This window comes from Paenibacillus polymyxa M1 (genome assembly GCF_000237325.1).
Classification (GTDB): Bacteria; Bacillota; Bacilli; order Paenibacillales; family Paenibacillaceae; genus Paenibacillus; species Paenibacillus polymyxa_C.
This window is the reverse complement of the sequence record NC_017542.1, coordinates 1,639,393-1,664,888: the sequence shown is the minus strand read 5'-3', so window position 1 is coordinate 1,664,888 and position 25,496 is coordinate 1,639,393. Positions and strand designations below refer to the sequence as shown.

The window sequence follows — 25,496 nt, the reverse complement described above, 5'->3', positions numbered from 1 at the left end:
AAATGTTTCCGAATTCCTTTACGATGTGACAAAGCTGTGAATGTTAATATATTTAACATCTTCATTTTGTAATATTCTTCTTAATGGTAAAAGGTCTCCGGCGTGAGACCGGAGACCTATTTTGAACAACATCTATTCCCCGCAGGCTAATGAGCGTTATTCAAAAGCAGCTATGCTATCGATGTAGTATTAGCAGTCAAAATACAAGCTGTATTCATGTGGATGAACACGGATATTCACCGATTTAGCTTCAGAACGTTTGAACTCTACATAGTTATCAATAAAGTCCTTCGTAAATACGCCGCCCTCAGTCAGGAATTCGTAATCGGCTTCCAGAGCGTCCAGAGCTTCATCCAGTGTACCAGGTACACTGCGGATTTTGCCTTTTTCAGCATCAGACAGCTCATAGATGTTAGTGTCGAGTGGACCATAGCCCAATTCGATTGGGTTCAGTTTGCGCTTGATGCCATCCAGACCCGCCATCAGCATTGCTGAGAAGGCGAGGTAAGGGTTAGCTGTGGAGTCCGGTGTACGGAACTCGATCCGACAGCCTTTAGGAGTAACAGCCGCTACTGGAATACGTACAGCCGCAGAACGGTTACCTTTGGAGAATACCAGGTTAACCGGCGCTTCGTAACCAGGAACGAGACGTTTGAACGAGTTGGTACTTGGGTTGGTCAAAGCGATCAACGCAGGTGCGTGGTACAGAATACCACCAATGTAATGAAGAGCCATTTCGCTCAGATTAGCATAACCACCTTTTTCGTAGAACAAAGGAGTATCGCCGTCAAAAATAGATTGGTGAACGTGCATACCACTTCCGTTGTCCCCGAAAATTGGTTTCGGCATGAATGTTGCCACTTTACCATATTGACGAGCTGTGTTGTGTACAATGTATTTATAAACGAGCAGGTTATCTGCTGTTTTCTTGAGTGTATCAAAACGGAAGTTGATTTCCGCTTGGCCTGCTGTAGCCACCTCATGGTGATGGCGCTCAATTCTCAGACCTGCTTCTTCAAGCAAACGGCACATTTCACTACGAATGTCTTGTTGGGTGTCTACTGGTGCTACAGGTACATAGCCGCCCTTCACTCCCACTTTAAAGCCCAGGTTGCCGCCTTCTTCCTTGCGGTTCGTGTTCCAAGCTGCTTCCTCAGAATCTACGAAGAAGGAGGAGCTGTTCATGCCACTTTCGTAGCGAACATCATCAAAGATGAAAAATTCAGATTCAGGTGCAAAGAATGCCGCTGTGCCCACTCCTGCGGATTGCAGAAATTCCTCAGCTTTTTTAGCAATGCCACGAGGATCACGGTCATATTTTTCGCCGTCTGGCGTAGCAATGTCACACAGGATATTCAGTGTAGGATGCTGAGTGAAAGGGTCGATAAAAACCGCTTCTGGATCGGGCAGCATAACCATGTCGGATTCCTCAATGCCACGATAGCCGGGAATGGAAGAACCGTCGAAAGCAACACCGTTAACAAATGTTTCTTCATCTACTTCGGAAGCTGGCAACGAAATATGGTGAGCACGACCAGACAAATCTACAAAACGAAAATCTACCCACTCAATATTATTTTCTTGAATTGTTTTCAATACGTTTTCAACGGACATGTCTTCTTCCTCCCAATTTTTCCGAACATTAAGTCTTATACAACCCTGAAATGTTCATGATCGAATGTTTTTTTCTGTCGTCATTATAAATCTCAAACATGACACGGGTCAATAGCTATGTAAGGTATTTTTTAAACTAATGTTAGATATGCTTACGCCCTTGATAACATTTGAACAATACAAAAAGCCCGAAATATCGGGCTTTTTGGTGATTTTACTCTCATTTACTGCATTGCGGCAAAACTTTTATGCATTAATGTTAATAATTAGTTTTAAGATACGGAACTAGGTGTATGGAATGTTTTTCCAATTGCGGGGGCTAACAGTTCCAAATCTTTTAGTAAATCTGCAAATTGATCCGGGAATAGGGACTGTACACCATCCCCCGTCATCGAGTTGTCAGGGTCTGTATGCATTTCAATAATTAAACCATCCGCTCCGGCAGCTACCGAAGCCTTCGTCATAGGAACAACCAGTTCACGTCTACCTGTGCCATGGCTAGGATCGGAAATGACCGGCAAATGGCTCAACTGTTGCAAAACAGGGATCGCGGACAAGTCGAGCGTATTTCTAGTGTAAGTTTCGAATGTACGGATACCGCGCTCACACAACATAACATTCGGATTGCCGCCTGCCAAGATGTACTCAGCAGCATTCAAGAACTCGTCATAAGTCGAGCTGAAACCGCGCTTGAGCAATACTGGCTTGCCGCAAGTACCCAGCTTGCGCAGCAGATCAAAGTTTTGCATATTACGTGTACCTACTTGCAGAATATCGGCGTATTCCGCGCAGATGTCTACGTATTCAGGTGTCATGACCTCTGTGATGGTCAAGAGATCGTGCTTCTGACCCGCCTCAGCCATCATGATTAAACCTTCTACACCCGTTCCTTGGAAGCTGTATGGCCCTGTACGCGGCTTAAAAGCACCTCCACGAAGGACTTGCGCTCCTGCAGCTTTGACCAATCCGGCAATTTCATCGATCTGTGCAGCAGACTCAACAGCACATGGTCCCCCCATAACGACAAGCTCGCCCCCGCCGATATTTACACCTTTGATGGAGATCACCGTATTTTCCGGATGAAAATCACGGCTGGCCAATTTGTAGGACTTTGAAATTTTAACCACATTTTCTACACCCTTCATTTGGCGTAGATGTTCTGCCAGCTTCGGCTCTACGCTTCCAATCAGCCCGATAATCGTACGATCCGATCCTCGCGATACATGAGCCTGCAATCCTTCTTTTTCAATAACTTCAACAATAGCTTGAATATGTTCTTCAGGTGTTTGAACACCAGCGATAACGATCATTTTTTTCTCCCTCTCTATAAACCATATTTTACAATCACATAGGATGATATTATGACACTTAGACGCTTGTTCGCTTTTAAGCTTTTATTCGTTAAAGCAACTATACCTGTTTTAACTTGACTCGTCAAGGCTTAATTATCCCGAATTGTTCTATTTTTTTGAATTAGTGTAGCTGGTCTAATTGGATAATATCGGCACTTAAACAGTTTAAAAAAAGCCGCTACGCGGACTTTGTATCCGAATAACGGCTGTAATCAATCACATACTATTTCGTCGTTTTTGACTTTTCTCGTACAGGAGGCAACAGTTTTTTCATATCAATGGTTCGCCGAATCTCCCATGTTTCCGGGTTATCCGCATCATACTGTTCCAAATACGTAATGACCTCTTTGGTAATCAGCGTAGGTGTTGAAGCCCCGGAGGTCACAGCTACTTTGGCTACGCCCTCAAGCCACTCCCTCTTCAGCTCGGTTATATCAGAAATACGATAAGCCGTGGTACCAGCTATTTCCTCCGACACCTGAGCCAATCGGTTGGAATTGTTGCTTCGCGGGTCACCGACTACAATTACCAGATCCGCCTGTCCTGCCTGCTCAGCTACCGCTTCCTGACGTACCTGCGTTGCCAAACAGATTTCATTGTGTATCTCGGCACCTGGGTACTTCTCCAGCAGCTTCTTCATAATGTGCTTGATGTCCCATTGACTCATGGTTGTCTGGTTCGTAATCAGGATTTTGTCTGCTGACAGTGTAAGACCGTCAATCTCTTCTTCCTTTTCAATCAGATGAACATGGTCAGGAGCAATACCGATAGCTCCCTCTGGCTCTGGATGATTCTTTTTGCCAATATAAACAATCTGATAGCCTTCGGCTGACTTCTCCCGAATCAGATCATGTGTCTTCGTCACGTCAGGACAGGTTGCGTCAACCGTAGTCAATCCCTTATCCCGTGCCAGCTTGCGAACCTCTGGTGATACGCCATGAGCAGTGAAGATGACAGTACCACTCTCTACCTGGCTTAAAATCTCCATGCGGTTCGGTCCGTCCAATGTAATAATCCCTTCGTCTTCAAAGGAATTGGTAACATGACTGTTATGAACAATCATGCCTAGTATATAAATAGGCCGGGGTAAATCCAAATTTCTGGCTGCCTGACGAGCCAATACCATGGCATCGACTACGCCGTAGCAGTAACCCCGGGGCGAAATTCTGAGTACCTCCAAAAATAGCCCCCACTTTCTTCGACACAGTATACAGCTCCAATAACGGGACAGCTGTGGGCTTTTATGCCTCTACCGGCCAACTCTATGATGTAGTTCCCCTCCTATTATAGCCTATTCCAAAGGCGCGGAAAAGCTGACTGGAAGCCAAATGACAAAGGTCGTTCCTTCTCCTTGGCGCGTAACCACTTCCACAGACCCCTGATGTTCATCAATAATCCACTTGGCAATCGATAATCCCAAGCCAATTCCCTCTGTCACGCCGCGTGACTCATCTGCCCGGTAAAACCGGTCAAAAATAAAGGGAACCTCACTTTTGTCCATACCAATGCCTGTATCACTGATTCGTAGCCCCACCTGTCCCTGATATACAATCGCATCAAATCGGACTGTGCCTTCAGGTGTATATTTAAAAGCATTATCAATGAAAATGAATAGCATTTGCTGCAAATAATCTTTGCTTCCGTCCATATAAATACCATTCAACAATGAAAAGTCGCCCACATTCCATTCGGCTGTTCGCTCCAAAAACTGAGCTCGACGAGCAACCTCGTTTACGAGCGGCTCCAGCGCAACAGGCATCTTATCGAACGTTTTCCCTGTGTCCGCTCTTGCGAGTGACAACATATCGCTCACCAAGCGGCTCATTCGTTTGCCTTCATCCGCCATGTCATTCAGCGCCTCCATGGAAAGCTCGCGAATCATCGCTTCATCCATATTCGGCCGCTCGCCCGGTTCAGTAGTCCACATTTTGAGCAGAAAATCAACGTTGCCACGAATCGTCGTCAAGGGTGTGCGCAGTTCATGGGAAGCATCGGCTACAAAGCGGCGCTGCGCACCATATGCATCTTCAAGTTCCTTGTAGAACACTTCTGTACGCCCCAGCATGTTGTTAACCGTCCCGATCAATTGTCCTATTTCATCTGGCGGACCGTCATATTCAATCCGAACACTCAAATCATTGCTCGATTGAATCTGATTGGCCCCCTCAATCACCTTAACCAGCGGCTTCATAGATTTACGAGCCAGGAAGAGACCAGAGGTCGCAGCAGCCAGTAAGGCAAATAACGAACCGTACACAAGCACATTTTGTAACCTATTCATGAGTCGGTCCTGAGAACCCGTGAATTGCCCTACCTGTAGCAGCCCGACCACCAAGCCCAATTCCTCGGATTTGATCGACTGTTGATAAATCATAAAGGAATCACCATTTACGTTCACACGCCGAACTCCCTCATTTTGAACTGCTCCTGCCGCTGTAGACGGAACAGGGAAGGTGATACTAAGGTCTTTCATATTTTGGGTCGTTTTAGTTACACCGGACGTATAATTGTAAATTTGAACATAGAGCTGTGAGTCATCTATTCCACGCCCCTGCTCCAATCCAAGATCCAGGTTAGGGACCTCAAACAATCCCCCTTTTATAATAAGGCGTAATTGCTTGTTAATCTGTGGCGCCTGAGTCATAAGCTGACTTTTCACTTCATTATATGTGTAGTAATATACTAGTCCGTAAATAGCCAGACCAAAAATGACAAGCACTATAGCCAAGATGCTCGAATACCAAGCTGTCAGCCGCCACCGAATAGACATATTACACATCACCTCTTAAAATATAGCCGGCTCCCCGAATGGTACGAATAAGCCGTTTGCCACCATCCTGCTCGGTTTTTTGTCGCAACATGGCAATATATACTTCCAGCACATTCGATTCCCCGCTATAGTCATAGCCCCAAATTTTATCCATAATCAGATCACGCGACAGAACACGTTTCGGGTTTTGCATGAACAAATGGAGCAGTTCAAATTCTTTGGCCGTCAGTTCCAAGCGTTTGCCACCACGAACCACTTCACGCGATTCATTATCCAGTTGTAAATCCTCGAAGGTAAGCCGATTCCCATTATTGTCCTGCTGTTCAGTTTTACGCCGCAAAAGCGCTCGCACTCGTGCCAGCAACTCCTCCAGAGCAAACGGCTTCACGAGATAATCATCAGCCCCCAGATCCAGACCCTTCACCCGGTTCTCCACCTCATCCTTGGCTGTAAGCATTAGGACAGGTACCGTGCTTCCTCCCTCTCGCATACGCCGGCAAACCTCAAAACCATCGACCTGCGGCATCATTACATCCAGTACGACCAAATCAGGCTCAGCTGTTAGCATTTTATTTAATCCCTCTGCTCCATTGGTGGCTGTCAGCACTTCATATCCTTCAAAAGCCAGCCCTCTGCGCAGCATGGATACGATTTTTTCATCGTCATCAATGATCAGAATAGTAGAACGCATACACGATCAAACTCCTTTATCTCTTCTTCTTTTCCCTCTATTGTAGCAGGAGTAGACGCGTGTAGCATCTTGCCACCGCATGCAGCAAGAAACGGAAGGGGCTTCTTCCTTCCGTTTCTTGCATTCATGTTCAATTTTAGAGTTATTCTCTTACTGCTGAAGAGTCGAGCTAAAGTCATTTTTGTTGCCTATTTTCAGCTGAATATCTTTTTTCTGCCCGGCTCGTTCGATGTTAAGCGTAAGTGCTGTACCCACTTTTTGTTTTTGGATAAATTGAATTAACTCCTGTGATGTGCTATAAGGCGTGCCATTGGCTCCGATAATTACATCGTAAGGACGCAGATCGGCCTGATAAGCTGGGGATTTGTATATAATATCCCGAACAACCGAGCCTTCGCTCAGAGATGTACCCAATTCCTTGGCTACTTCAGGGCTCAAGTTTAGCAGACTTGCACCAATGAAAGGTACAGGTTCTTTCGGAATAGGTTGGTTATTTTTCAGCTTATCGACGACTTCCAAAATCGTATTGGACGGAATCGCAAACCCGATCCCTTGTGCATCTGCACTAACAGCTACGTTCATACCGATAACCTGCCCTTGAAGATTTAACAACGGTCCGCCAGAGTTACCAGGATTAATGGAGGCATCCGTCTGAATGAGATGCTTGTATTGCGTCGGTTTTCCAGTTGATTCACTGTTAATGGTGATAGTACGCTCTTTCGCACTTAGCACACCGGCTGTTACTGAATGTTCAAAGCCTTCTGGATTACCGATTGCAACCATCCACTCGCCGACTTTAGCGTTATCGGAGTCTCCCAAGGTTACGGTAGGGAAGTTATTTTTTCCTTCAATTTTAAGAACTGCCAAATCTAGATCTGCATTTTTGCCCAAGACCTTGGCTTCGTAAGGCTTGTTGGTTCCTTCTACTGTAACCTGAACCACACTCGCGCCTTCCACAACATGGTTGTTGGTCAGGACGTAACCCGATTTATCAAAAATAAAACCGGAACCAATACCCAGCGGAGTCAGCTGTCCACTGTTGCTACCTTCATTTTCGTTACTATTGCCGCTGCTGCCACTATCGCCATACTGATTACCGAAAAAGTATTGATACAGCGGGTCATTGTAATAAGGGCTGCTTTGTCTGCCGCTGCCAGCACTCGATTGCTTGGCAAGCGTTTCAATTTTGACGACTGCCGGACCAGCCTTCGCCACAACAGATTGAACATCAGCCGTACCTGAAGGCATCACAGCTGGAACTGCGCTTGGAGACGAGTTAGTGGTTCCCGAATTCGTCGTTTCTCCGCTTTCAGCTGCCGCCGAAGTCAACGCTGTCTCCGGTGTGAACATATTGGTTCGGTCAGCTGTATACATCAATACCGTAATGACCAGCATTCCGGCTAAAAAAGATAATAAGATCGTTTTTACCTGCGACTTGGGCTTATTGGGTTTAAATTGCCAGTTTCCACTATTCCGACCAGAACCATCCTGTTGCTCAGGCATAGCACGTTGATAAGAGGAAGGAAGCGGTCTCACTGCCTGCGGTGGCGTAATCTCAACGTCCTCCACCGACTGTCCTTCCCTGCGTTGTCCGTCCGACTGCACTGAGGAAAAAGGGCCATAGGAATAATAATATGAGGAACCGTTTGAATCGTTTTGCCGAGTTGCTTTATCGTTATCAACCTGATCATTGTCGTTCCGGCGCCCGGAATTATTATTTTTAAATTCGTCCATTGTATATCTCCTCCCAAACCCTATGCTTCAAGGTGGTGTTGTTTAACTGACTTTATTTTGCACTTTAAACCTTAATTCCACCTTAAAAAAAATTAAAAAGGAGATAAAACCTCAGACCTATTGTATCTAGCCACTTTTACTCAACGCGAAATGCTCCGGAATTCAATCCGGAGCATTTCGTGTTGAGTATTGCTTTTTTATTTTGTGTTAAAGTTCTCGTCGAACTTTTCGTTCGGTGTTTGTGCATTGCTTTGAATTTTGCTGCGACTGGAGTTTTGAACTTTTTGCGCTACTGCACTTGTACCGCCTTGATCTGTCGCAAATTCTTCGTCATACTTCTCATTTGGTGTTTGGAAGTTGTCTTGAATTTTATTTTGTTCAGACTGCTTTACCTTTTGAGAAACAACGCCTACCGTATCGTCTTGTGCAAATTCCGCTTTGAACTGATTTCCTGTGTTTGCCTTGAAGCCTTTGTTCGTGAAAGAACTTCCGCCTTGATTTGGCATATTCCTCGACCTCCCAGTATGGTTTTGCGGGATAAGCTCATCCCGAAACATAGTATGTGAAGTCAGGAAAAACAATATTCAAGGATTATATGGAAGCATCCAGTGTCTCGGGCGGAATGGTCTTATGCGTTTCTATCGCCTTTTGCAGCGATTTTATCATTTTTTCCGTACACTTTCCGTTTCCTTTTTTTATGATTTGAACATCCACATCTTTCTTGCCCCATTCAGAATACACCTGCCGGATTGTTTTAAAATACAAGTCAATTTTATTGCCCTTAATCGCTGAACCTGTATCTGCTACAATCCCGTAGCCGTAACCTGGAATGTACAATATGCTGCCCAAAGGAAACATCTTCGGATCAGCCGCAATCGTGGACAGTGTATTTTTGTCACGACGCACTTTTACACCGGAATACGTAATACCGTAACCGGGATGATTCGGCCGTTTGCCAGTGGATTCATAGCCTGCTGTATATCCTGTTGCCGTGACCGTCATGGTCGTAATAACCTGCTCTTCGCGTGGAGCCAAAACAGGTGCAGACTGCCATTTCTTATGCTGGACCGGTTCTTTGTGACCGTAAACCTCATTGCCGGGCAATACCAGACAAATTGCGATTAACATGGCTCCCAAAACCCGTTTCCATACCAACATGGATCTCATAAAAAACCTCCCCTTGAGGCAAAGGCTTTCCAGAAATCCATAGGTTTATACGAACTATTGATTATTTTTGAACATCCTGCCCCGGATAAAGTCTGCTTAGCTTCACTTTATCTTCAAAAATATGCAGGAGCGTCCGCACAATAGGGGTGTGCTCATCGTCTGTGTGCAATATAATGGAAGCAGGAGATATCGAAATAAGGGTACTGACGATTCGATCTTCAACCTCCATCTCCAGTTCAATACCGGGCATTTCCACAATAATATCATCTGCATCAGGAGTCGGTATGGGCACCATGGCACTATCGAGAATGGTAAAATCATGCCCCCCTTGGTGAAGTACATGCACGAGTGGAACTTTGCTTTCCTGAAAAAACACAAAATATTTAAGCAGCCCCATAAATTCTTCGTATTGCCGATCTGCCCAGAATTCTTCCATGGCATAGTCAACGATTTCTTCAAGCTCTTTTTTATACGCATGCAGTCTGAATTGAATAAGCCCTTCCAAATTGATCACACGAAGCTCCTTGAAATCCTTTTCCAGGAGAGTGGTCAGCTTACCATGACGCTTTAAACGTCCTCGGGGACCATCATCATTTAACAGTGAGCGAATCATGCTACGAATTTGTTCAACATCCTCTTTCTCCAGCAACGAGCAGGCTTTGTTGAGAATTTGATTGAGTATCCTCCACTCCCTGACTTCGATAATATAATCCGCTATTGCCGAAGACATGATGCTGTATACACAGGGAAGAAAGCTTTCAAACGCCGAATTGCTTTCAGTGCCCTTGCAGGTCCATGCCACTTTGTTGTCCAGCTGTCTGAAAGTGAATCGAAATCCGCGCCGTGACATATGTAGTCCCTTGGTTCTACTTTTGACCACTTCGTAAAAACGGTCGGTTTCTTGATCTCCGTCTGTATTGGTCCACACTGTAAACAGTTCCATTGGCTCACTCCTTTCGATCACTGCTTTCAGTATATGGCGGCCTCCGAAGGGTTATACGAAGTGAACGACTGGAAACAGAAAGACATATGCAAAAAAGGCTGATCAGGTTTCAAAGAGACGTGAAGCGTGTTATAAACAATTACCGTGATTAGGTAAAAACGAAAGCTGTTTGAATATTTAGGGCGGGGTATGTTAAGGTTATAGTGATATGAATTTTTCACAAGAGGGAGGAGATAAGATGTCAACGATGCTGAACATGCTGCGTACATTCATGATCGTCATATTGAGCCTCGTTCAGATTTTGTCCCTTCCTGTGACGTTTCACGCGGAAGATACCACTCAATCCCTTCAATTTACTTCAGGTTCTTCACTTATGCTTCAGGCTGAGGTTACTTCGTTAGAAACGGACTCTCACGGTCTGGAGCATCATTCCAAACCAGCGGTGCGCAAATCCTCCCCGTTACTTCATCTGGTGATTGCTGCGGCTAAATCACTTCCCTTTGTCATTTTGATAGCGCTTGTGCTGCTCATGAGCATTCCTAAGCTACGTCTGCCTTTTATTCCTGTCATCTGTAAGCTAAAAAAGCAATTATTCTTATTCCCCATCAAATTCACCTCTAGTTATGTGGCTTAACCTCCTTTTAGCATGCATATCACCACAATTGCATGTCTCTTTGCCAATTTTTCCTATTCATCTAATGCGTAAAATTTCATTTTCCATTCTTATTTAAAATTTAATGAATTCTAATTTTATCATGTCACTCCCAAAGTATGTGATTTATTTCTTATATCATTCACTTAAATAAACGTATTATACAGGAGGCTTTATAAATGGATATTCGAGAGTCTATTTTACCAGGAATTGGAATTAAATATCGAATAGATGCGGAGAGTGGCGACCGAATTGTCATTATTATTCATGATGATGGCAGACGTGAGCTATATCACTTTGATTACGAGAATCTGGAACAAAGCATTTCTATGACAACCCTGAATGATCAGGAAGCACGATTGGTAGCCTCTATCATCGGTGGTATGACTTATAAGCCCAAGCAGCTTGAAAGTGTAGAAATGACTTTTGACGATTTTATTATCGAATGGTATAGAGTGGAATCCCACTATGCAAGTGTCGGAAAATCCATCGGGGAACTGGATGTAAGGCAAAATTCGGGTGCCACGGTTATTGCCATTGTGGAGAAAAAGGGAAAAAAATATGTAAATCCTGGCCCTGAAGTGATTATTAGCGATGATGCCACTGTAGTTGTTGTTGGAGAACGTGATCAGCAGAAACGCTTTAAACAAATCCTTATGAACGGAAGCGGGTGATTGGATGGATCATCTGGTATTTGAGGTTGGATTGGCTATTGCTCTAATCGCTGCAGCCGGGCTGATATCCTCCAAACTGCGCTTCTCGGTCATCCCTTTTTATATTCTGATCGGAATGGCAGTTGGACCGCATGCGATGGAGCTATGGCATTTTGATTTTCGGTTTATCGAAAGCGCCCCGTTTATTGATTTTATGGGGAGAATCGGAGTGCTGTTTCTTCTCTTCTACTTAGGGCTGGAGTTCTCAGTAGGTCGGTTGATTAAATCAGGTCGTTCCATTGCTGTAGGCGGTACCATTTATATTGGCATCAATTTTACACTGGGGCTGGCTCTGGGCTTCCTGAGCGGCTTTCCTGTAGCAGAGACACTGGTTATTGCCGGAATTACGACAATATCATCCAGTGCTATTGCAGCCAAGGTGCTGGTCGATCTCAAGCGTACCGCTAATGCTGAAACAGAAATGATTTTAGGTATTATTATGTTTGAGGATGTTTTCCTCGCCGTCTACATCTCCATCCTCTCCGGATTGGTTCTTAGCGATTCTTCCTCGCTCGGGGGTGTACTGCTATCGGCACTCATCGCGCTTGGCTTTATGCTTGCAGTTATTATTATCGGTCGAAAGGCCGTCCCTCTGCTAAATCGGATTCTCCGTATCCGCTCCAATGAGGTATTCGGACTTGTTGTTTTTGGCTCACTGTTACTGGTGGCTGGCTTTTCGGAAACGATTCATGTAGCGGAAGCTATTGGAGCCCTGCTGGTTGGTCTAGTACTGGCCGAAACGGAACACGCCAAACGGATTGAACATTTAATTGTTCCTTTCCGTGATTTCTTCGGTGCCCTGTTCTTCTTCAGCTTCGGACTCTCCATTGATCCGCTGTCCTTAGGAGGTAACGCCATATGGCTTGCGCTGGCAGCAGTCCTTCTCACACTATTGGGTAATATTTGGGCGGGTATGCTGGCTGGGCGTACGGCGTCCTTATCTCCCAAAGCATGCGCAAATATCGGTTTAACTATTGTGGCGCGAGGCGAATTTTCGATCATCATGGCCAACTTGAGTAAAGAAGGCGGTTTGCTTGATATTGTTCAACCTTTTGCAGCCATCTATGTACTCATACTGGCAATTCTTGGACCACTTCTGACAAAGCAGTCAAAGCCTATCTTTAATATGCTAAACAAAGTATTCAAATTTAAGGACCCTCGCTTACGAAAGGAAGAAAGCAAATCGGCGTAACTGTAAAAGCTGGATACGACAATCCATAGGAGGGAAGGCTATGCCGCACGCTGTAAAACATGCCGAAACTCTATGAGGCGGCTTGTGAAGCCCGCTTCAGGAGATGCGAGCAGGTTCCCTGTCTTTTATACGGTGATTGGCGGAATTACGGCATCCGTCGGTCTGGAATTGTTTTTACATCCGCACGATATGATCGCTGGAGGCGTTACGGGGATCTCCAGACTCATGTCGCTTTACACACAGGAGCATTTTGGATTGCTGCTATTCGTATTAAACTTGCCACTAATGCTGCTGTATTCTTTGTTTACTCACAAGCCCATGCTGCTTCGCGCACTCCCCGGCTTGTTTGCCTTTTCAGGCTCAGCCATCATTCTCTCGCCTTTTCCGGCAGTGAGCGGCCATCCGGTCGTATGCGCTTTGGGAGGCGGAATCTGTATTGGGCTTGGCGCAGCACTGACAGCTCGTCACGGGGGGCTGCTTGATTCACTAGGACTTAGCGAATCTGACGATGGCCGTCCATCCACTTTGGTACTAACCCATCGGAAAATTCCGTTAATACAGATTGTAATGTTGTGTAATGGCCTGCTGCTCATTACGGCTGGCTTTGTGTTAGGATGGGAGCCAGCCCTCTATTCCGCCTTATCCTGTCTCGCTGCATATGAAACGACCCGGCTGATGTTTACTGGTCTGAGACGCATGGTCTGTGTTGTCAGCAAAAAACAGCAAACTGTCGAAGATGCCATATATCGCAGGTTGCGTTTACACGGCACACCTATTGAAGGCTCTGCCCAGATAAAGGGTAAGATGAAAAGTGAATCAGATAAAAAAGAACAAATGGTCATCGTTTACAGCGTTCATCTTCTAGATTTGCAGCGCTTTAAGGCAGTCATCCAAATGGCAGACCCACAGGCTGAGATCATGCATATGAAGTGCTGGGAAACGTAGCAAAGCCCAATATATTAACCAAAATACGCTTTTACTCCATTGTCATGCGGATTGGCAATAATGATACAATATAGCTAATATGTAGACACTAAAAAAGAGTAAGGATGTTGTAGCATCCCTACTCTTTAGCAACAGCCGCTTACAAGGGCGGTGGCAGTTCAAAGATTTGTTCACCGAAATAGGCCGTATACCTTTGGAGAGGGCGGTCCTTTGCAGGAGACTAGCCGACCGCCCATCTAAGCCATTCTGTTGTTTCTAACAGACGACAAAGAACGCTTATCTACATCAATCCCTCCATTTGGATTAGTGATAGATAAGCGTTCTGGTTATAGCACCTAATAACAGGTCTTAATTTTGCATAATAAAGTCATGCTCAATACTGCTGGCACTGTCAAAAGTACGAATTATATCATAACGGGTATTGCGCTGTGCCGGAATGTGACCCGTCTCACGGATCAACTGTAAAATGGATTCAATGTTGACCTTATACGTTGCACCTGCAGCGGAAACTACGTTCTCCTCAATCATGGTGCTGCCAAAATCATCGCAACCGTAGTACAGCGATTTTTTACCGATTTCCGGTCCCATGGTTACCCATGAAGACTGGATATGCTTGATGTTATCCAAAACAAGACGACTGATCGCTACAGTTTTCAAATACTCCTCTGGCGTCTGGCGTTCCTTCTTCAGGTTGGTGTTGTCTGGTTGGAAGGTCCATGGAATAAAGGCCAAAAATCCTTCAGAGTTATACTTGTTTTCAATGCATTCGTCCTGAGCATCACGGACACGCAACAAATGCAGTGCACGCTCCTCCATCAACTCGCCAAAGCCGATAACCATCGTAGCTGTCGTGTTCATCCCAACCTTGTGAGCTGTTTGCATAACATCCATCCAATCACGCCAGGAGCCTTTGAGACGGCTAATTTTGCGGCGTGTGCGGTCGTCCAAAATTTCTCCGCCTCCGCCTGGCAGCGAATCCAACCCAGCTTCATGAATGGCCCGAATCGTTTCCTCCATGGATAGACCGGATTTTTCCTTCATTTTATGAATTTCAGCTGGTGAGAAGGAGTGCATCGTGATATCGGGAAAACGTTCCTTAATAGCTTTTAGCAAATCGGTATAATAGCTGAATGGCAGATTTGGATTTACACCGCCTTGCATTAGGATTTCGGTGCCACCTACTTCCTGCGTTTCCTTAATTTTTTGAAAAATTACCTCATCCGGCAAAACATAACCTTCATCGGAACCCGGTCTACGGTAAAAAGCGCAAAAGCGGCAGTATACGTCACACACGTTCGTATAGTTAATATTTCGTCCGATGACAAAGGTTTTTATGGGATCGGGATGCATACGATTCATGACTTTATTTGCGGCATGACCTATTTTTTCAACCTCGTCTGATTCGAACAAAGCAACGGTATCCTCTAAATTCAGGCGTTCGCCGCGTAGGGCTTTATCTAAAATATGGTCGATTACACTCATGGTGTATCCTCCTTCGCTGTCACAGGGCGACGAAATGAAAGACAGGACGTATGAACGAGAATGCTTTCACAAACCTGCGTTCGAACCCTGCCGTAATGTATGTTCATGACTAGCCTTGTATGTTGTCTGTGCTATTTAGCATAGTAAAACCTAATGATAATACTAACATATCTTTAGGTAAGGAACCATACTTAGACTGAAAAGTGCCTTTTTTCACACTGTCTTTCATGTCATTCATATAGAAAACAGCAAGTCTCCTGAATACCGGAAACCTGCTGCTTAAAGCTGTACCTATTTGCTTCCTTCGTATAACGTTAAGCTGCTGCGGATGTGCTAACGTTCTAGCGCAACGCCTCATCCAGATCACGGATCAGGTCATCAATGTCCTCCAGACCTACGGAAAAACGGAGTAGACCGTCCGTAATCCTGCGCTCCAACCGTACACTTTGCGGCATAGCCGCATGTGACATCATTGCTGGGTACGACAAGATACTTTCCACAGCTCCCAGACTCACCGCCACAATGGGAATACGTACACGACTGAGGACCTCTTTTGCACGCTCACCAGAACCCACATCAAACGATATCACTGCACCATAACCGCTCGATTGACTCTCATGAACTGCACGCCCTGGATGGTTCTCCAAACCCGGATAGTATACCGCTTCAATGTCATTGCGCTCGTTTAGCCAGTTTGCAAGCTTAGCTGCACTTTTTTCGCTGTGAGCCATACGCGCTTCCAGTGTCTTCATCCCACGCATAAGCAACCAAGACTCTTGCGGAGCCAGCACGGTACCCAATCCATTCTGCAGCTGCTTGATTTGTCTCCCCAATGATTCAGTACGAGCTACCGCAAGTCCTGCCAGTACATCACTGTGTCCACCTAAAAACTTGGTCGCACTGTGCAATACAATATCGACTCCCTGCTCAATCGGACGTTGATAATAAGGTGTCATAAAAGTATTATCCAATAACGTCAACAGCCCATTATCTCTTGCCCAAGAGGTTATTCCTGCCACATCGGTAATTTTGAGTGTCGGATTAGAGGGGGTTTCCATATACACAGCCCTTGTATTCTCCTGCAACGCCTCTTTCACAAGGTTGAGATCCGTCATATCAACGAAGGTCGTTTCGATATTCATCCGTTTCAAGATGGAGGTCAGCAGTCGATATGTTCCTCCATATACGTCCTCCGAAACAATGACATGATCACCAGCCGATAAGAGCATAAATGTAGTGGAGATAGCAGCCATACCAGAGGCAAAGGCAAAACCGCAAGCTCCGCCTTCTAATAATGCGATATAATCTTCTAAAGCTTGTCGTGTCGGATTACCTGAACGGCTATAATCATGCTGCGGAGGATTAAAAATATCATGATGGTGAAAGGTCGAAGCTTGATAGATCGGGACACTCGATGCCCCTGTAACACTGTCAATTTCAGAGCCAAAATGCAGCAGCTTGGTTGCGAATTTCCGCCCTTTGTCCAGATCCTCTCCGATCTTCCTCGCATCCTCTATCATTGCTGTTCCCCTCCTTCTACTTCTTGACGTGCCGCTTCCAGTGCCGAACGCAAATCTTCAATCAGGTCATCTGTATGCTCGATACCTACGGAGAAACGAAGCAACCTGTCATCTACCCCGACTGCATCCCGAATTTCTGCCGGTATATCCGCATGTGTCTGTACAGCAGGATAAGTCATTAGCGATTCCACACCGCCCAGACTTTCGGCAAACGCAATAAGCTTAATATGGCGAAGCAAAGGCTCAACGTAGCGAGCATCCTTCACTTTAAAAGAGAAAATCCCTGTGTTTCCGCTGGATTGTTTATTTTGTATCTCACGACCCGGATGACCTTCAAGCGCCGGGTAAAATACTTCCGCCACTGCCGGATGCGTCAGTAAATAATTAGACAACACCGTTGCATTATGCTCATGTCGATCCATGCGCAGCGCTAACGTCTTCATCCCCTTCATCAACTGATAACAGTCGCTAGGGGAAAGCACGGCCCCTATGGAATTGTGCAGGAAGGAAATTTCAGCTGACAGCTCTTTTCCTTTGGTTACAATCAACCCTGCCAGCACATCGTTGTGCCCGCCCAAATATTTGGTTGCGCTATGTACCACAATATCCGCACCCAGTTCCAATGGCCGCTGAAAATATGGTGTTAGCAGTGTATTATCTACAATAGTAAGCAACTCATGTTGTGATGCCCATGAAGCCACCGCTTGAATATCAGTTATCATCATTAACGGGTTTGTAGGCGTTTCTATGAATACTGCTTTGGTATTCGGTCGACATGACTGTTGGAGTGCTTCAAGATCGTTTGTATCCACATAGCTTGCGGTCACACCAAATTTGGATAAAATACGCTCTAGCAAACGATAGGTCCCGCCATAAAGATCCAGCGATACAATGAGGTGGTCTCCCTGTCCAAACAATGCAAATACAGTTTGCAGCGCTGCCATACCTGAGCTGCAAGCAAAGCCTGCATCACCAGATTCAAGTGCAGCAGCAGCCTCTTCCAGTACCTTTCGCGTGGGATTAATCGTCCGAATGTAATCAAACCCAGTGCTTTGGCCCAGACGGGGATGGCGGAACGCCGTAGATTGGTAAATCGGGTAATTAACAGCCCCAGTTACTGGCTCCTCAATCGAACCAATTTGTGCCAATCTGCTTTCGATTTTCCACTGTTTCTCACTCATATGAATCCTCCTGTTCACTTCCATAGTAGGTGCTATAACATATGCTGCAAAAATGGATGTCCAAGACTATACTGCTGCGCTACTGCAAGGTGTTACTGTATAAGGGTAAACGACAAGCCCCTTTTTAAATCTGAGGTCCGATATCATAAGGTGTTTCTTGGTATACATAATAGTTAAGCCAATTTGAAAATAATAAATTAGCATGAGCTCGCCAGATAGAGGGTGGTATGCGTTCAGGATCATCGTTAGGAAAATAATTTTTGGGGACGTCAATATCCAGTCCTTTGGCCACATCGCGGTCGTATTCCCATTTCAGTGAAAGCGGGTCATATTCAGAATGCCCTGTTACAAAAATTTGTTTACCGTCAAGTGTGGCTACCAGGTATACTCCAGCTTCCTCGGATTCGGATAAGACTTCTAATTCGGCAATATGATCAATATCTTCCCGCCGAACTTCTGTATGTCTGGAGTGAGGAGCATAAAACAGTTCATCAAAGCCGCGTAGCAATTTCACTTTAGGTTTAATTACGGTGTGTGGAAATACGCCAAAGCATTTGGTGTCGAGCCCGTATTTAGGGACATCGAAATGATGGTATAAGCCTGCCTGTGAGGCCCAACAGATATGCATGGTCGAAGTTACATTCGTTTTCGTCCATTCAAAGATCTGCCGGATCTCTTCCCAGTAGTTCACATCCTCAAACTCAAGCTGTTCAACCGGAGCTCCTGTAATGACCATGCCGTCAAAACGACTGTTCTTGATCTCATCAAACGTTTTATAGAACATGTTCAAATATTCTTGCGATGTATTTTTGGATACATGAGACTTCATATGCACCAACGTGACATCTACTTGTAGCGGCGTATTACCGACTAAGCGCAACAGTTGGGTTTCCGTCGTTTCCTTGGTAGGCATTAAATTCAAAATGGCGATACGCAACGGACGAATATCCTGATGATAAGCCAAGCTTTCATCCATTACGAAAATATTTTCGCCCTCCAGCACTTCCTTGGCAGGCAGCGTGTCTGGAATTTTAATCGGCATGTAAACTCACTCCTTGATCGGTAAGTTGTGCGAAAATCGTCTGGTAGAGATGCCGGGCATATAATAAAAAGACCTTTCTCAGTTAGAGAAAGGTCATATTTGTATCCATATGCGCCTCTCTCATCTGTCAGGGCTACGCTTTTTTGTACAAAGCGCGAGTCCTGCAAGAATTAGCACCGTGCGATAAAAATCGCCGGTTGCCGGGTATCATCGGGCTAGTCCCTCCACCTGCTCTTGATAAGATTTCGCTATATTCATTTTGGGTTCACAAAGTTCTTGTTGTTCACTTTAATGCATCGGCTGGGCTTCGTCAAGATGGACTTGTAAATTTGTGCCCTGCATTCACATTTTGTCTACCTTTTCCATAGGTTAAATCATATCCTCCCTGTCGCAGAAGCTCATATGACTGCTGTTGATTTTGCCCATGATTTTGCGCTTGAAAGGCCGTAGGCCGAGCGTTATACTATACAAGTGCTAATAGGCAAAAATATGGTGCAGCAGTGTAGATTAGAGTGTTTTCTGCGATACTGTGGCAACCTAAAAAAAGAACATTTGTGAGGTGAATCCGGAATGGAAGGCGACCCGAGTCCGAATAGGCGGCGATCCCTGAACAACAGCATAGGAATGACTTCAGCTTGCCGAAAGACGGGACGCCAGGCTCCGTATGCTCCAAAAGCCTTCTGCTTTTGATGGTATGCACGCTTACCCGAACCGGCTAACTGGCTAACTGAGTCCATTCCTTATGCTTAAGGTAAACGTATTTCCGTTACGACGGAGCATAAGGAGTGACATATATGAAAATCCGTTTGGTTAACAACGGGGTTTTTACCCCTGTCGAAGAAATTGAAATGGCGCTCACTGCACCGGCAGAAGGCTTTTATTGGATTGATGCCGATGTCGAGGATCTGACAGTGCTCCAGCCCTTATTTTCTATGCATGATCTTGCAGTAGAGGACTGTTTAAGTGAAGAAGAACAGCGTCCAAAGATTGAAATTTATGAAAGCCATTATTTTATCGTTGTAAATAGTATTCGTTTTGATGATGAAGAAATATTTTTGCGTGCTTTGAACATTTTTCTCGGCCGCCATTTTATCATTACGGTGACCAAGCAGAAAATCAATGAGCTTCGTACTCTCAAGCCTATGCTATGGGAGCAGGAAGTCAGCCAGCCTGACCGTTTTATGTATCTGTTGGTCGACTTGATCGTTGACAACTATTTTCTGGTTGGTGACCGGATTGAGGTTCGTATTGAAAAGCTGGAAGAAGACATTCTAATGCATACGAAAAAGTCGCACTTGAACGAAATCATCGGCTTGCGCAGTGAGATTCTATGGCTAAAAAAAGTGCTCGGCCCGCAAAAGGAAGTCATCAATACCCTGAACAAACGGGATTTGCGACTTATCGACGATCAACTACAAAAATATTTTAGCGACATTTATGAAAATGCTGTGAAAATTTCGGAGACTTTCGAAACTTATCGCGACTTGATGGGGAACCTTAGAGAAGCTTATCAGTCAAGTATCGCCAACCGTGCTAATGAAATCATGCGTGTGTTTACCGCCATTACAACCGTATTTATGCCGTTGACGGTCATTACCGGAATATATGGGATGAACTTTGATAATATGCCTGAGCTTCATACACGTTATGGTTATTTTGTCGTCATTGGGATTATGGTGGCACTAGGTGTCAGTATGTTCTGTATTTTCCGCAAGAAGGACTGGGTTTGAAAAGAAGAGAGTAAACCAAAACTACCAAGCTGGGTGCTTATTTCGATTTTTCAAGCTTGGTCATCAAAAGCAGCAGCCGATTCCTATGAGGAACTCGCTGCTGCTTTTTTTATATTGCACCTTATTTGTACTTTAGGACACTTCCAATCGTCTCTATATTATCCAACATGTTGGTCAGGTACCTCCTGATGGCGGAACCGTATACGAATCAGTCGCAATCGCTCATAAATTTGATCCAGTCCTGCTTCCGTCGCTTTTTCTTCTCCATACACTTTTAGCATAATGGGCTTGAGCAGCGTATCTCCCAACTCTGCATAAGCAGAGCAGATGGCTGCTTGCTCCTCCTCAGATACATGTGCCAATTCCGTGCAGATCAGCTTCTCCATATCCATTCCATCCCTATCCAAATGTTCCACAGCTTCAATCATTTCTCGGCGGTGCAAGCCTGCCTTCATTCCGATATGCTCCAGTGAAAGACCGTCCGAAATGCCTTCGACAATCGCTCTAGTCAGGCTAAACTTGTTTAGTTCCTGTCTGTACTGGTTTTCTTTTTGCTTGTACAGCCATGACAAAAAAACTTCTTCTTCAAGTGCCTCTGTTACCCAGTTCAGCGGAAATGGCGTAGTCCGATCATTTTGCTTCGTAATAGCCAATAGCTCCGTCCCATATTGCGACACCTTACCCAGGCCCATACCAGGCAGTTCTAACAATTCTTCTTCGGTATGAGGAAGAAAGACACTGATGAGTCGAAGTAGTCGATTCGTAGCGATAAAATAAGGTGCTTTTCGCTCAGTTGCTGCCTTTTGCCGTCTCCACATTGTCAATTGTTCATACACCTCATCACGCGGAAACAAATCACTATAGCAATACAGCTTTTGTAGCGTTTGTCCACGTCCTGATGATCCTGCTTGTTCATGAAAAACGCCATGAATTAGAGGCCTGTAGCCCTCAGCCATCTTGAGCGCCAGCTCATGACGGTATACATGCAGTAATTCCTGCCACAAACTGCCCTCATACCAAAGGTCGTCTATACTTTCATCTGGGACATGGTGTGTGCTCCAGCCTGCACTCCATCCCCCTTCATGTTGTCCAATCCATACCTGCGCAAAGTCCTCACAGCCCTGTTCATTCCGTTTGGACAAGCGATTTAAAAATACAATCTCCATGATTCTTCCTCCCTCATATAATTAGATTACTGACCCGCACAATACAAAAACGCAAAAAAAGCACCTATCCCGCGTATTCGCAAGAAAGGTGCTTCCCTTTTTGATCCGTACTATGCTGTTGCCTATATGATAACCGGACCTTGGAGTACCGTCAACCATAAATTCTAAGAATTCAGCTTTTCCTTGGCCAAAGCCAGAGCTCCGCACAATCCAGCATTGTCACCCAATCCTGGAGATACGATATATTGCTCAATTTCTGTAGTCAGACTTGAATGCTGTACATACCCGTTTAAAAGTTGTTGAAGCTTGGTACGAATGAGCGGGAACAGCTGATCCTGCTTCATTACTCCGCCGCCCATAATAATTTTTTGCGGTGAGAGGATTAAAATATAGCTCATTAGAGCCTGTGCCAGATAATGCGCCTCCATTTCCCAGGCAGGGTGATCCACAGAAAGCTCGTGTCCTTTAACCTTCCATCTTTTTTCGAGCGCCGGACCGGCTGCCAGTCCTTCCAGACAATCTCCATGATATGGACATGTGCCCTCATAGTTATCCTCTGGATGGCGACGTACCAGAATGTGCCCCATTTCCGGGTGGGACAATCCATGTACCAGCTTTCCGCCAACCAAAGCACCCGCTCCGATGCCTGTACCTATTGTAATATACAGACAGTTGTCCAATCCTTTAGCCGCACCCCAAATGGATTCACCCAGTGCTGCTCCATTTACATCCGTGTCAAACCCCATAGGTACATCGAAATGCTCCTTCAGTTTGCCAATCAGATTATAATTTCCCCAATGCGGCTTTGGCGTTGTTGTAATATAACCATATGTATCACTGCCTTCGATAGGATCAATTGGTCCGAATGAGCCTACACCCAGCGCTTCAATCCCTTTGCCTTCAAAAAATGCGATGACATTCTCCATGGTTTCTGCTGGAGTTGTTGTTGGAAAGCTTGCTCTTTCCAAGACCTCCCCACGTTCATTTCCGATTCCACATACGAATTTGGTGCCGCCTGCCTCAATTGCTCCCAATACTGTCATAGCTGTTGTAATCCCCTCTCCATGATCTCTCTTCACTATATTCACCTGAAACGAGCCTAAGGTCAATCCCCTTATCACAATTGTATAAAATCCTTCACATGGCTATATATCTTCGCTGGCATAATGGCATATAAATAAGGACACTCACGCACCAAGCGTCAGCATCCCTATATAACTTAGTCTATCTGAAATGTACATCCCCAGCCTAACAGCTCTTCATTATGATCCGGTTGCGACACCCATCAACGTACACAAGCTTTTCATTTCAAGTTGCTCAAATTTGTCGACAATTTGCACGTGATCCAGTGTCAACAGACAGCTGTCTAAAGCACATGCAACAGGCACATCACAGTGAATTTTAGCAAGTTTGCGTGAAAGATGCAGCATATCCAAATCACTCTCGATCTTTTTACGGACCGACGGTGTCAATTGATCTAGATTTTCCAGAATGCCTTCAATGGAGTCGTATTCCTGCACCAGCTTGAGGGCCGTTTTTTCACCAATTCCGCGTACTCCCGGGTAATTGTCACTTGCATCACCCATCAGACCTTTGAGGTCAACCACTTGGCGCGGCTTAAGCCCTTTTTCAGACAACAGCGTCTCCGGGGTATATACCATGTAATTGCCATGTCCTTTTTTCATAATAATGACTTGTGTCCGCTCATCTACCAATTGAAGTAAATCATGATCTCCCGATAGAATCATGACATCCATGTCCTCATTTTGCGAATAATGGCGTGCGAGCGTACCGATGCAATCATCCGCTTCAAAGCCTTCCGCCCCAATGTTGGGAATGCCGAGGCTGTCCGTCACTTCACGGATCAAAGTAAATTGAGGAATCAAATCATCTGGCGCGTCGGCTCGGTTTCCCTTATACGCAGCAAAATGTTCCCCACGGAATGTCGTTCCGCCCATATCCCAGCAGCAAATAACATGTGTAGGATTAAAGGTTTGGACTGCATCCCAAAAATATCGAATAAAACCATATATGGCGTTCGTTGGTACTCCAGCTTTTGTACGACGGATATAACCGTTTGCAGCGGTTGCATAATAAGCACGAAAAAGCAGGGCCATGCCGTCAACCAGCATTACGGATTGTTCATTGCGTTGTGTCACAGATTGTATTGCTCCCATTCATCATATTATTTAACCCCCACAGTATAACATATCATGGTGGTAAATTGGGCGTTACTGAGCTCCCCATGTCCCCTCAAATGTTTCCTCTTTGAATCCTACCGTTACTTTACTCCCGTCAGTTACAATTGGACGTTTGATTAATCTTCCATTCGAGGACAAAAGTGAAATTTGCTCTTCACGGCTCATGCTTCCAAGCTTATCTTTCAGCTTTAACTCTTTGTATACTTCACCACTTGTATTGAAAAACTTTTTCAACTCCAGCCCGCTTTTATTAATCAAGTCTTCCAGTTCCTCCGGGCCGGGCGGTTGTTCAAAAATAGGAATCAGTTCCGTCTCATGCCCCTTGTTTTGCAGCCATTTCACTGCATTACGACAGGTGCTGCATTTAGAATATTGATATACTTTCAGTTGGCTCATCGCTAGATTAACCTCCATTTAGTTTCAATCTATTATTGAATATTTTATTCTGGATGATATTGAGCTCTTAACAGCTCTTGCATTCTGATCATATCGTCCGGCAGAGGAGCGTAAAACGTCATCCGCTCCCCGGTCACAGGATGTACCAAGGACAATTCCGAAGCATGCAGGGCTTGTCGAGGCATCCTCGCATCAAGCTGATCATAGAGCTCACGCTGCACAGCGTCATTAGGTGTAATCCGGTACATTTTATCTCCGATCAACGGGCATCCGATATATGTCATGTGCACCCGAATTTGGTGCGTACGTCCAGATTCCAATTTTAAACCGATGCGGCTTCCTCCGCTCCACACTTCCTCCAGCTTATATAGCGTAAGAGCAGGATAACCATCCGGGGTCACCATGCGCAAATGCGGATTATCCGGGTTGCGGTCAATCGGTCCGTCCACCCTGCCTTCCTGCTGCTGAGGGCGTCCATGCACCAAAGCTGTATAGCGCTTGTCCACCGTTCCCGCAATCATCTGTTCGGAAATATGCTGGTGAACATACGGATTTTTAGCTACAACTAGCACGCCCGTCGTCTCCTGATCAAGACGATGAACAGGACGAAACCGAAACAGCTCCCCCTTGGCCTGCCAATAATGCACAACCCCGTTAGCCAGCGTCCCTGTGTAGTGACCATGAGTCGGATGGACAACCATGCCCGCCGCCTTGTTCACTACTAACAGATGTTCATCCTCAAACAAAATCTCAAAAGGAATGGGTTCGGGTAAAATATCGTCGGAACGCTCGCGTTCCATGCGAATCTCTACTCGATCCCCGGACTTTACCTTTACGCTGATATACACACGTATCCCGTTCAGCATAATCCCCTGTTCGGTCAGCTTGAGTTTGGATATGAGCTTACGAGAAATGTTCATACGTTTTTGGAGAATGGTCTTCAACAACATGCCCTCCTCCTCAGGAGGAATCATATATACGATAGGTTCATAGTACAAGCTCATC

General features: G+C 45.3%; 23 protein-coding genes and 1 riboswitch. Of the genes, 5 read left to right on the top strand and 18 right to left on the bottom strand.

All coding sequences use genetic code 11. The features are described from left to right. Window positions 1–189 precede the first annotated feature (189 nt). The 9 genes from glnA to PPM_RS07270 form a co-directional block, all read right to left on the bottom strand. Window positions 190–1,614 carry a type I glutamate--ammonia ligase gene (gene glnA, locus PPM_RS07310; RefSeq protein ID WP_013370134.1) on the bottom strand — a complete coding sequence of 475 codons (1,425 nt, stop codon included), beginning with the start codon at window positions 1,612–1,614 and terminating at the stop codon, window positions 190–192. Between the two features lie 272 nt (window positions 1,615–1,886). Continuing rightward, a complete protein-coding gene (gene aroF / locus PPM_RS07305; RefSeq protein WP_013370133.1) occupies window positions 1,887–2,924 on the bottom strand; it encodes a 3-deoxy-7-phosphoheptulonate synthase in 1,038 nt (345 codons plus the stop codon). Between the two features lie 265 nt (window positions 2,925–3,189). Beyond that, on the bottom strand, window positions 3,190–4,146 hold the full coding sequence (locus tag PPM_RS07300) for a 4-hydroxy-3-methylbut-2-enyl diphosphate reductase (RefSeq protein WP_014599573.1): 957 nt from the start codon (window positions 4,144–4,146) through the stop codon (window positions 3,190–3,192). Between the two features lie 111 nt (window positions 4,147–4,257). Beyond that, a complete protein-coding gene (locus tag PPM_RS07295; protein ID WP_013370130.1) occupies window positions 4,258–5,736 on the bottom strand; it encodes a sensor histidine kinase in 1,479 nt (492 codons plus the stop codon). Between the two features lies 1 nt (window position 5,737). Then, window positions 5,738–6,427, bottom strand: a complete 690-nt coding sequence (locus PPM_RS07290) for a response regulator transcription factor (RefSeq protein WP_013370129.1) — start codon at window positions 6,425–6,427, stop codon at window positions 5,738–5,740. Between the two features lie 150 nt (window positions 6,428–6,577). Further along, window positions 6,578–8,161 carry a S1C family serine protease gene (locus tag PPM_RS07285; protein ID WP_013370128.1) on the bottom strand — a complete coding sequence of 528 codons (1,584 nt, stop codon included), beginning with the start codon at window positions 8,159–8,161 and terminating at the stop codon, window positions 6,578–6,580. A 197-nt stretch (window positions 8,162–8,358) separates the two neighbouring features. Further along, a complete protein-coding gene (locus tag PPM_RS07280) occupies window positions 8,359–8,667 on the bottom strand; it encodes a hypothetical protein (RefSeq protein ID WP_013370127.1) in 309 nt (102 codons plus the stop codon). Window positions 8,668–8,752: 85 nt separating this feature from the next. Next, window positions 8,753–9,328 carry a 3D domain-containing protein gene (locus PPM_RS07275; protein ID WP_013370126.1) on the bottom strand — a complete coding sequence of 192 codons (576 nt, stop codon included), beginning with the start codon at window positions 9,326–9,328 and terminating at the stop codon, window positions 8,753–8,755. Between the two features lie 61 nt (window positions 9,329–9,389). Beyond that, the gene (locus PPM_RS07270; protein ID WP_013370125.1) at window positions 9,390–10,271 is read right to left on the bottom strand and encodes a putative sporulation protein YtxC; all 882 of its coding nucleotides are present in this window, start codon (window positions 10,269–10,271) and stop codon (window positions 9,390–9,392) included. Window positions 10,272–10,509: 238 nt separating this feature from the next. Here PPM_RS07270 and PPM_RS07265 point away from each other — a divergent pair, with 238 nt between their 5' ends. The 4 genes from PPM_RS07265 (at window position 10,510) to PPM_RS07250 (ending at window position 13,773) form a co-directional block, all read left to right on the top strand. Further along, complete coding sequence (locus PPM_RS07265; RefSeq protein WP_013370124.1) at window positions 10,510–10,905, top strand: hypothetical protein; 396 nt, start codon at window positions 10,510–10,512, stop codon at window positions 10,903–10,905. Between the two features lie 197 nt (window positions 10,906–11,102). Beyond that, window positions 11,103–11,597 (top strand): cation:proton antiporter regulatory subunit, encoded by a 495-nt coding sequence (locus PPM_RS07260; RefSeq protein WP_013370123.1) that lies wholly within the window; start codon window positions 11,103–11,105, stop codon window positions 11,595–11,597. 4 nt (window positions 11,598–11,601) lie between these two features. Continuing rightward, complete coding sequence (locus tag PPM_RS07255; RefSeq protein WP_013370122.1) at window positions 11,602–12,828, top strand: cation:proton antiporter; 1,227 nt, start codon at window positions 11,602–11,604, stop codon at window positions 12,826–12,828. An 84-nt stretch (window positions 12,829–12,912) separates the two neighbouring features. Further along, window positions 12,913–13,773: a YitT family protein gene (locus PPM_RS07250; RefSeq protein ID WP_013370121.1), complete on the top strand. Its 861-nt coding sequence runs from the start codon at window positions 12,913–12,915 to the stop codon at window positions 13,771–13,773. Between the two features lie 348 nt (window positions 13,774–14,121). Here the strand turns inward: PPM_RS07250 and mqnC are convergent, their stop codons facing one another. From mqnC to metA, 4 genes are all read right to left on the bottom strand, one after another. Then, window positions 14,122–15,255, bottom strand: coding sequence for a cyclic dehypoxanthinyl futalosine synthase (gene mqnC, locus PPM_RS07245; protein ID WP_013370120.1), 1,134 nt, complete (start codon window positions 15,253–15,255; stop codon window positions 14,122–14,124). A gap of 341 nt (window positions 15,256–15,596) precedes the next feature. Beyond that, window positions 15,597–16,775, bottom strand: a complete 1,179-nt coding sequence (locus tag PPM_RS07240) for an aminotransferase class I/II-fold pyridoxal phosphate-dependent enzyme (RefSeq protein WP_013370119.1) — start codon at window positions 16,773–16,775, stop codon at window positions 15,597–15,599. Next, window positions 16,772–17,956, bottom strand: a complete 1,185-nt coding sequence (locus PPM_RS07235) for a PLP-dependent transferase (protein ID WP_013370118.1) — start codon at window positions 17,954–17,956, stop codon at window positions 16,772–16,774. Before PPM_RS07235 ends, PPM_RS07240 begins: the two co-directional genes overlap by 4 nt. 124 nt (window positions 17,957–18,080) lie before the next feature. Further along, complete coding sequence (gene metA / locus PPM_RS07230) at window positions 18,081–18,998, bottom strand: homoserine O-acetyltransferase MetA (RefSeq protein ID WP_013370117.1); 918 nt, start codon at window positions 18,996–18,998, stop codon at window positions 18,081–18,083. Window positions 18,999–19,115: 117 nt separating this feature from the next. Further along, a riboswitch (SAM riboswitch) is annotated at window positions 19,116–19,242 on the bottom strand. Window positions 19,243–19,792: 550 nt separating this feature from the next. On the opposite strand from metA, the gene corA reads away from it, so the two are divergent. Beyond that, complete coding sequence (corA, locus tag PPM_RS07225) at window positions 19,793–20,728, top strand: magnesium/cobalt transporter CorA (protein ID WP_013370115.1); 936 nt, start codon at window positions 19,793–19,795, stop codon at window positions 20,726–20,728. A 158-nt stretch (window positions 20,729–20,886) separates the two neighbouring features. Here the strand turns inward: corA and PPM_RS07220 are convergent, their stop codons facing one another. From PPM_RS07220 to PPM_RS07200, 5 genes are all read right to left on the bottom strand, one after another. Next, window positions 20,887–21,894 (bottom strand): HRDC domain-containing protein, encoded by a 1,008-nt coding sequence (locus PPM_RS07220; protein WP_013370114.1) that lies wholly within the window; start codon window positions 21,892–21,894, stop codon window positions 20,887–20,889. A gap of 164 nt (window positions 21,895–22,058) precedes the next feature. Continuing rightward, entirely contained in the window at window positions 22,059–22,937 is an 879-nt protein-coding gene (locus PPM_RS07215) for an ROK family protein (RefSeq protein WP_172800007.1), read from the bottom strand. 219 nt (window positions 22,938–23,156) lie between these two features. Beyond that, window positions 23,157–24,053: a 5'-3' exonuclease gene (locus tag PPM_RS07210; RefSeq protein WP_013370112.1), complete on the bottom strand. Its 897-nt coding sequence runs from the start codon at window positions 24,051–24,053 to the stop codon at window positions 23,157–23,159. A 72-nt stretch (window positions 24,054–24,125) separates the two neighbouring features. After that, window positions 24,126–24,491, bottom strand: coding sequence for an arsenate reductase family protein (locus tag PPM_RS07205; RefSeq protein ID WP_013370111.1), 366 nt, complete (start codon window positions 24,489–24,491; stop codon window positions 24,126–24,128). Window positions 24,492–24,535: 44 nt separating this feature from the next. After that, window positions 24,536–25,495, bottom strand: a complete 960-nt coding sequence (locus PPM_RS07200; protein ID WP_013370110.1) for an RluA family pseudouridine synthase — start codon at window positions 25,493–25,495, stop codon at window positions 24,536–24,538. Window position 25,496 lies beyond the last annotated feature (1 nt).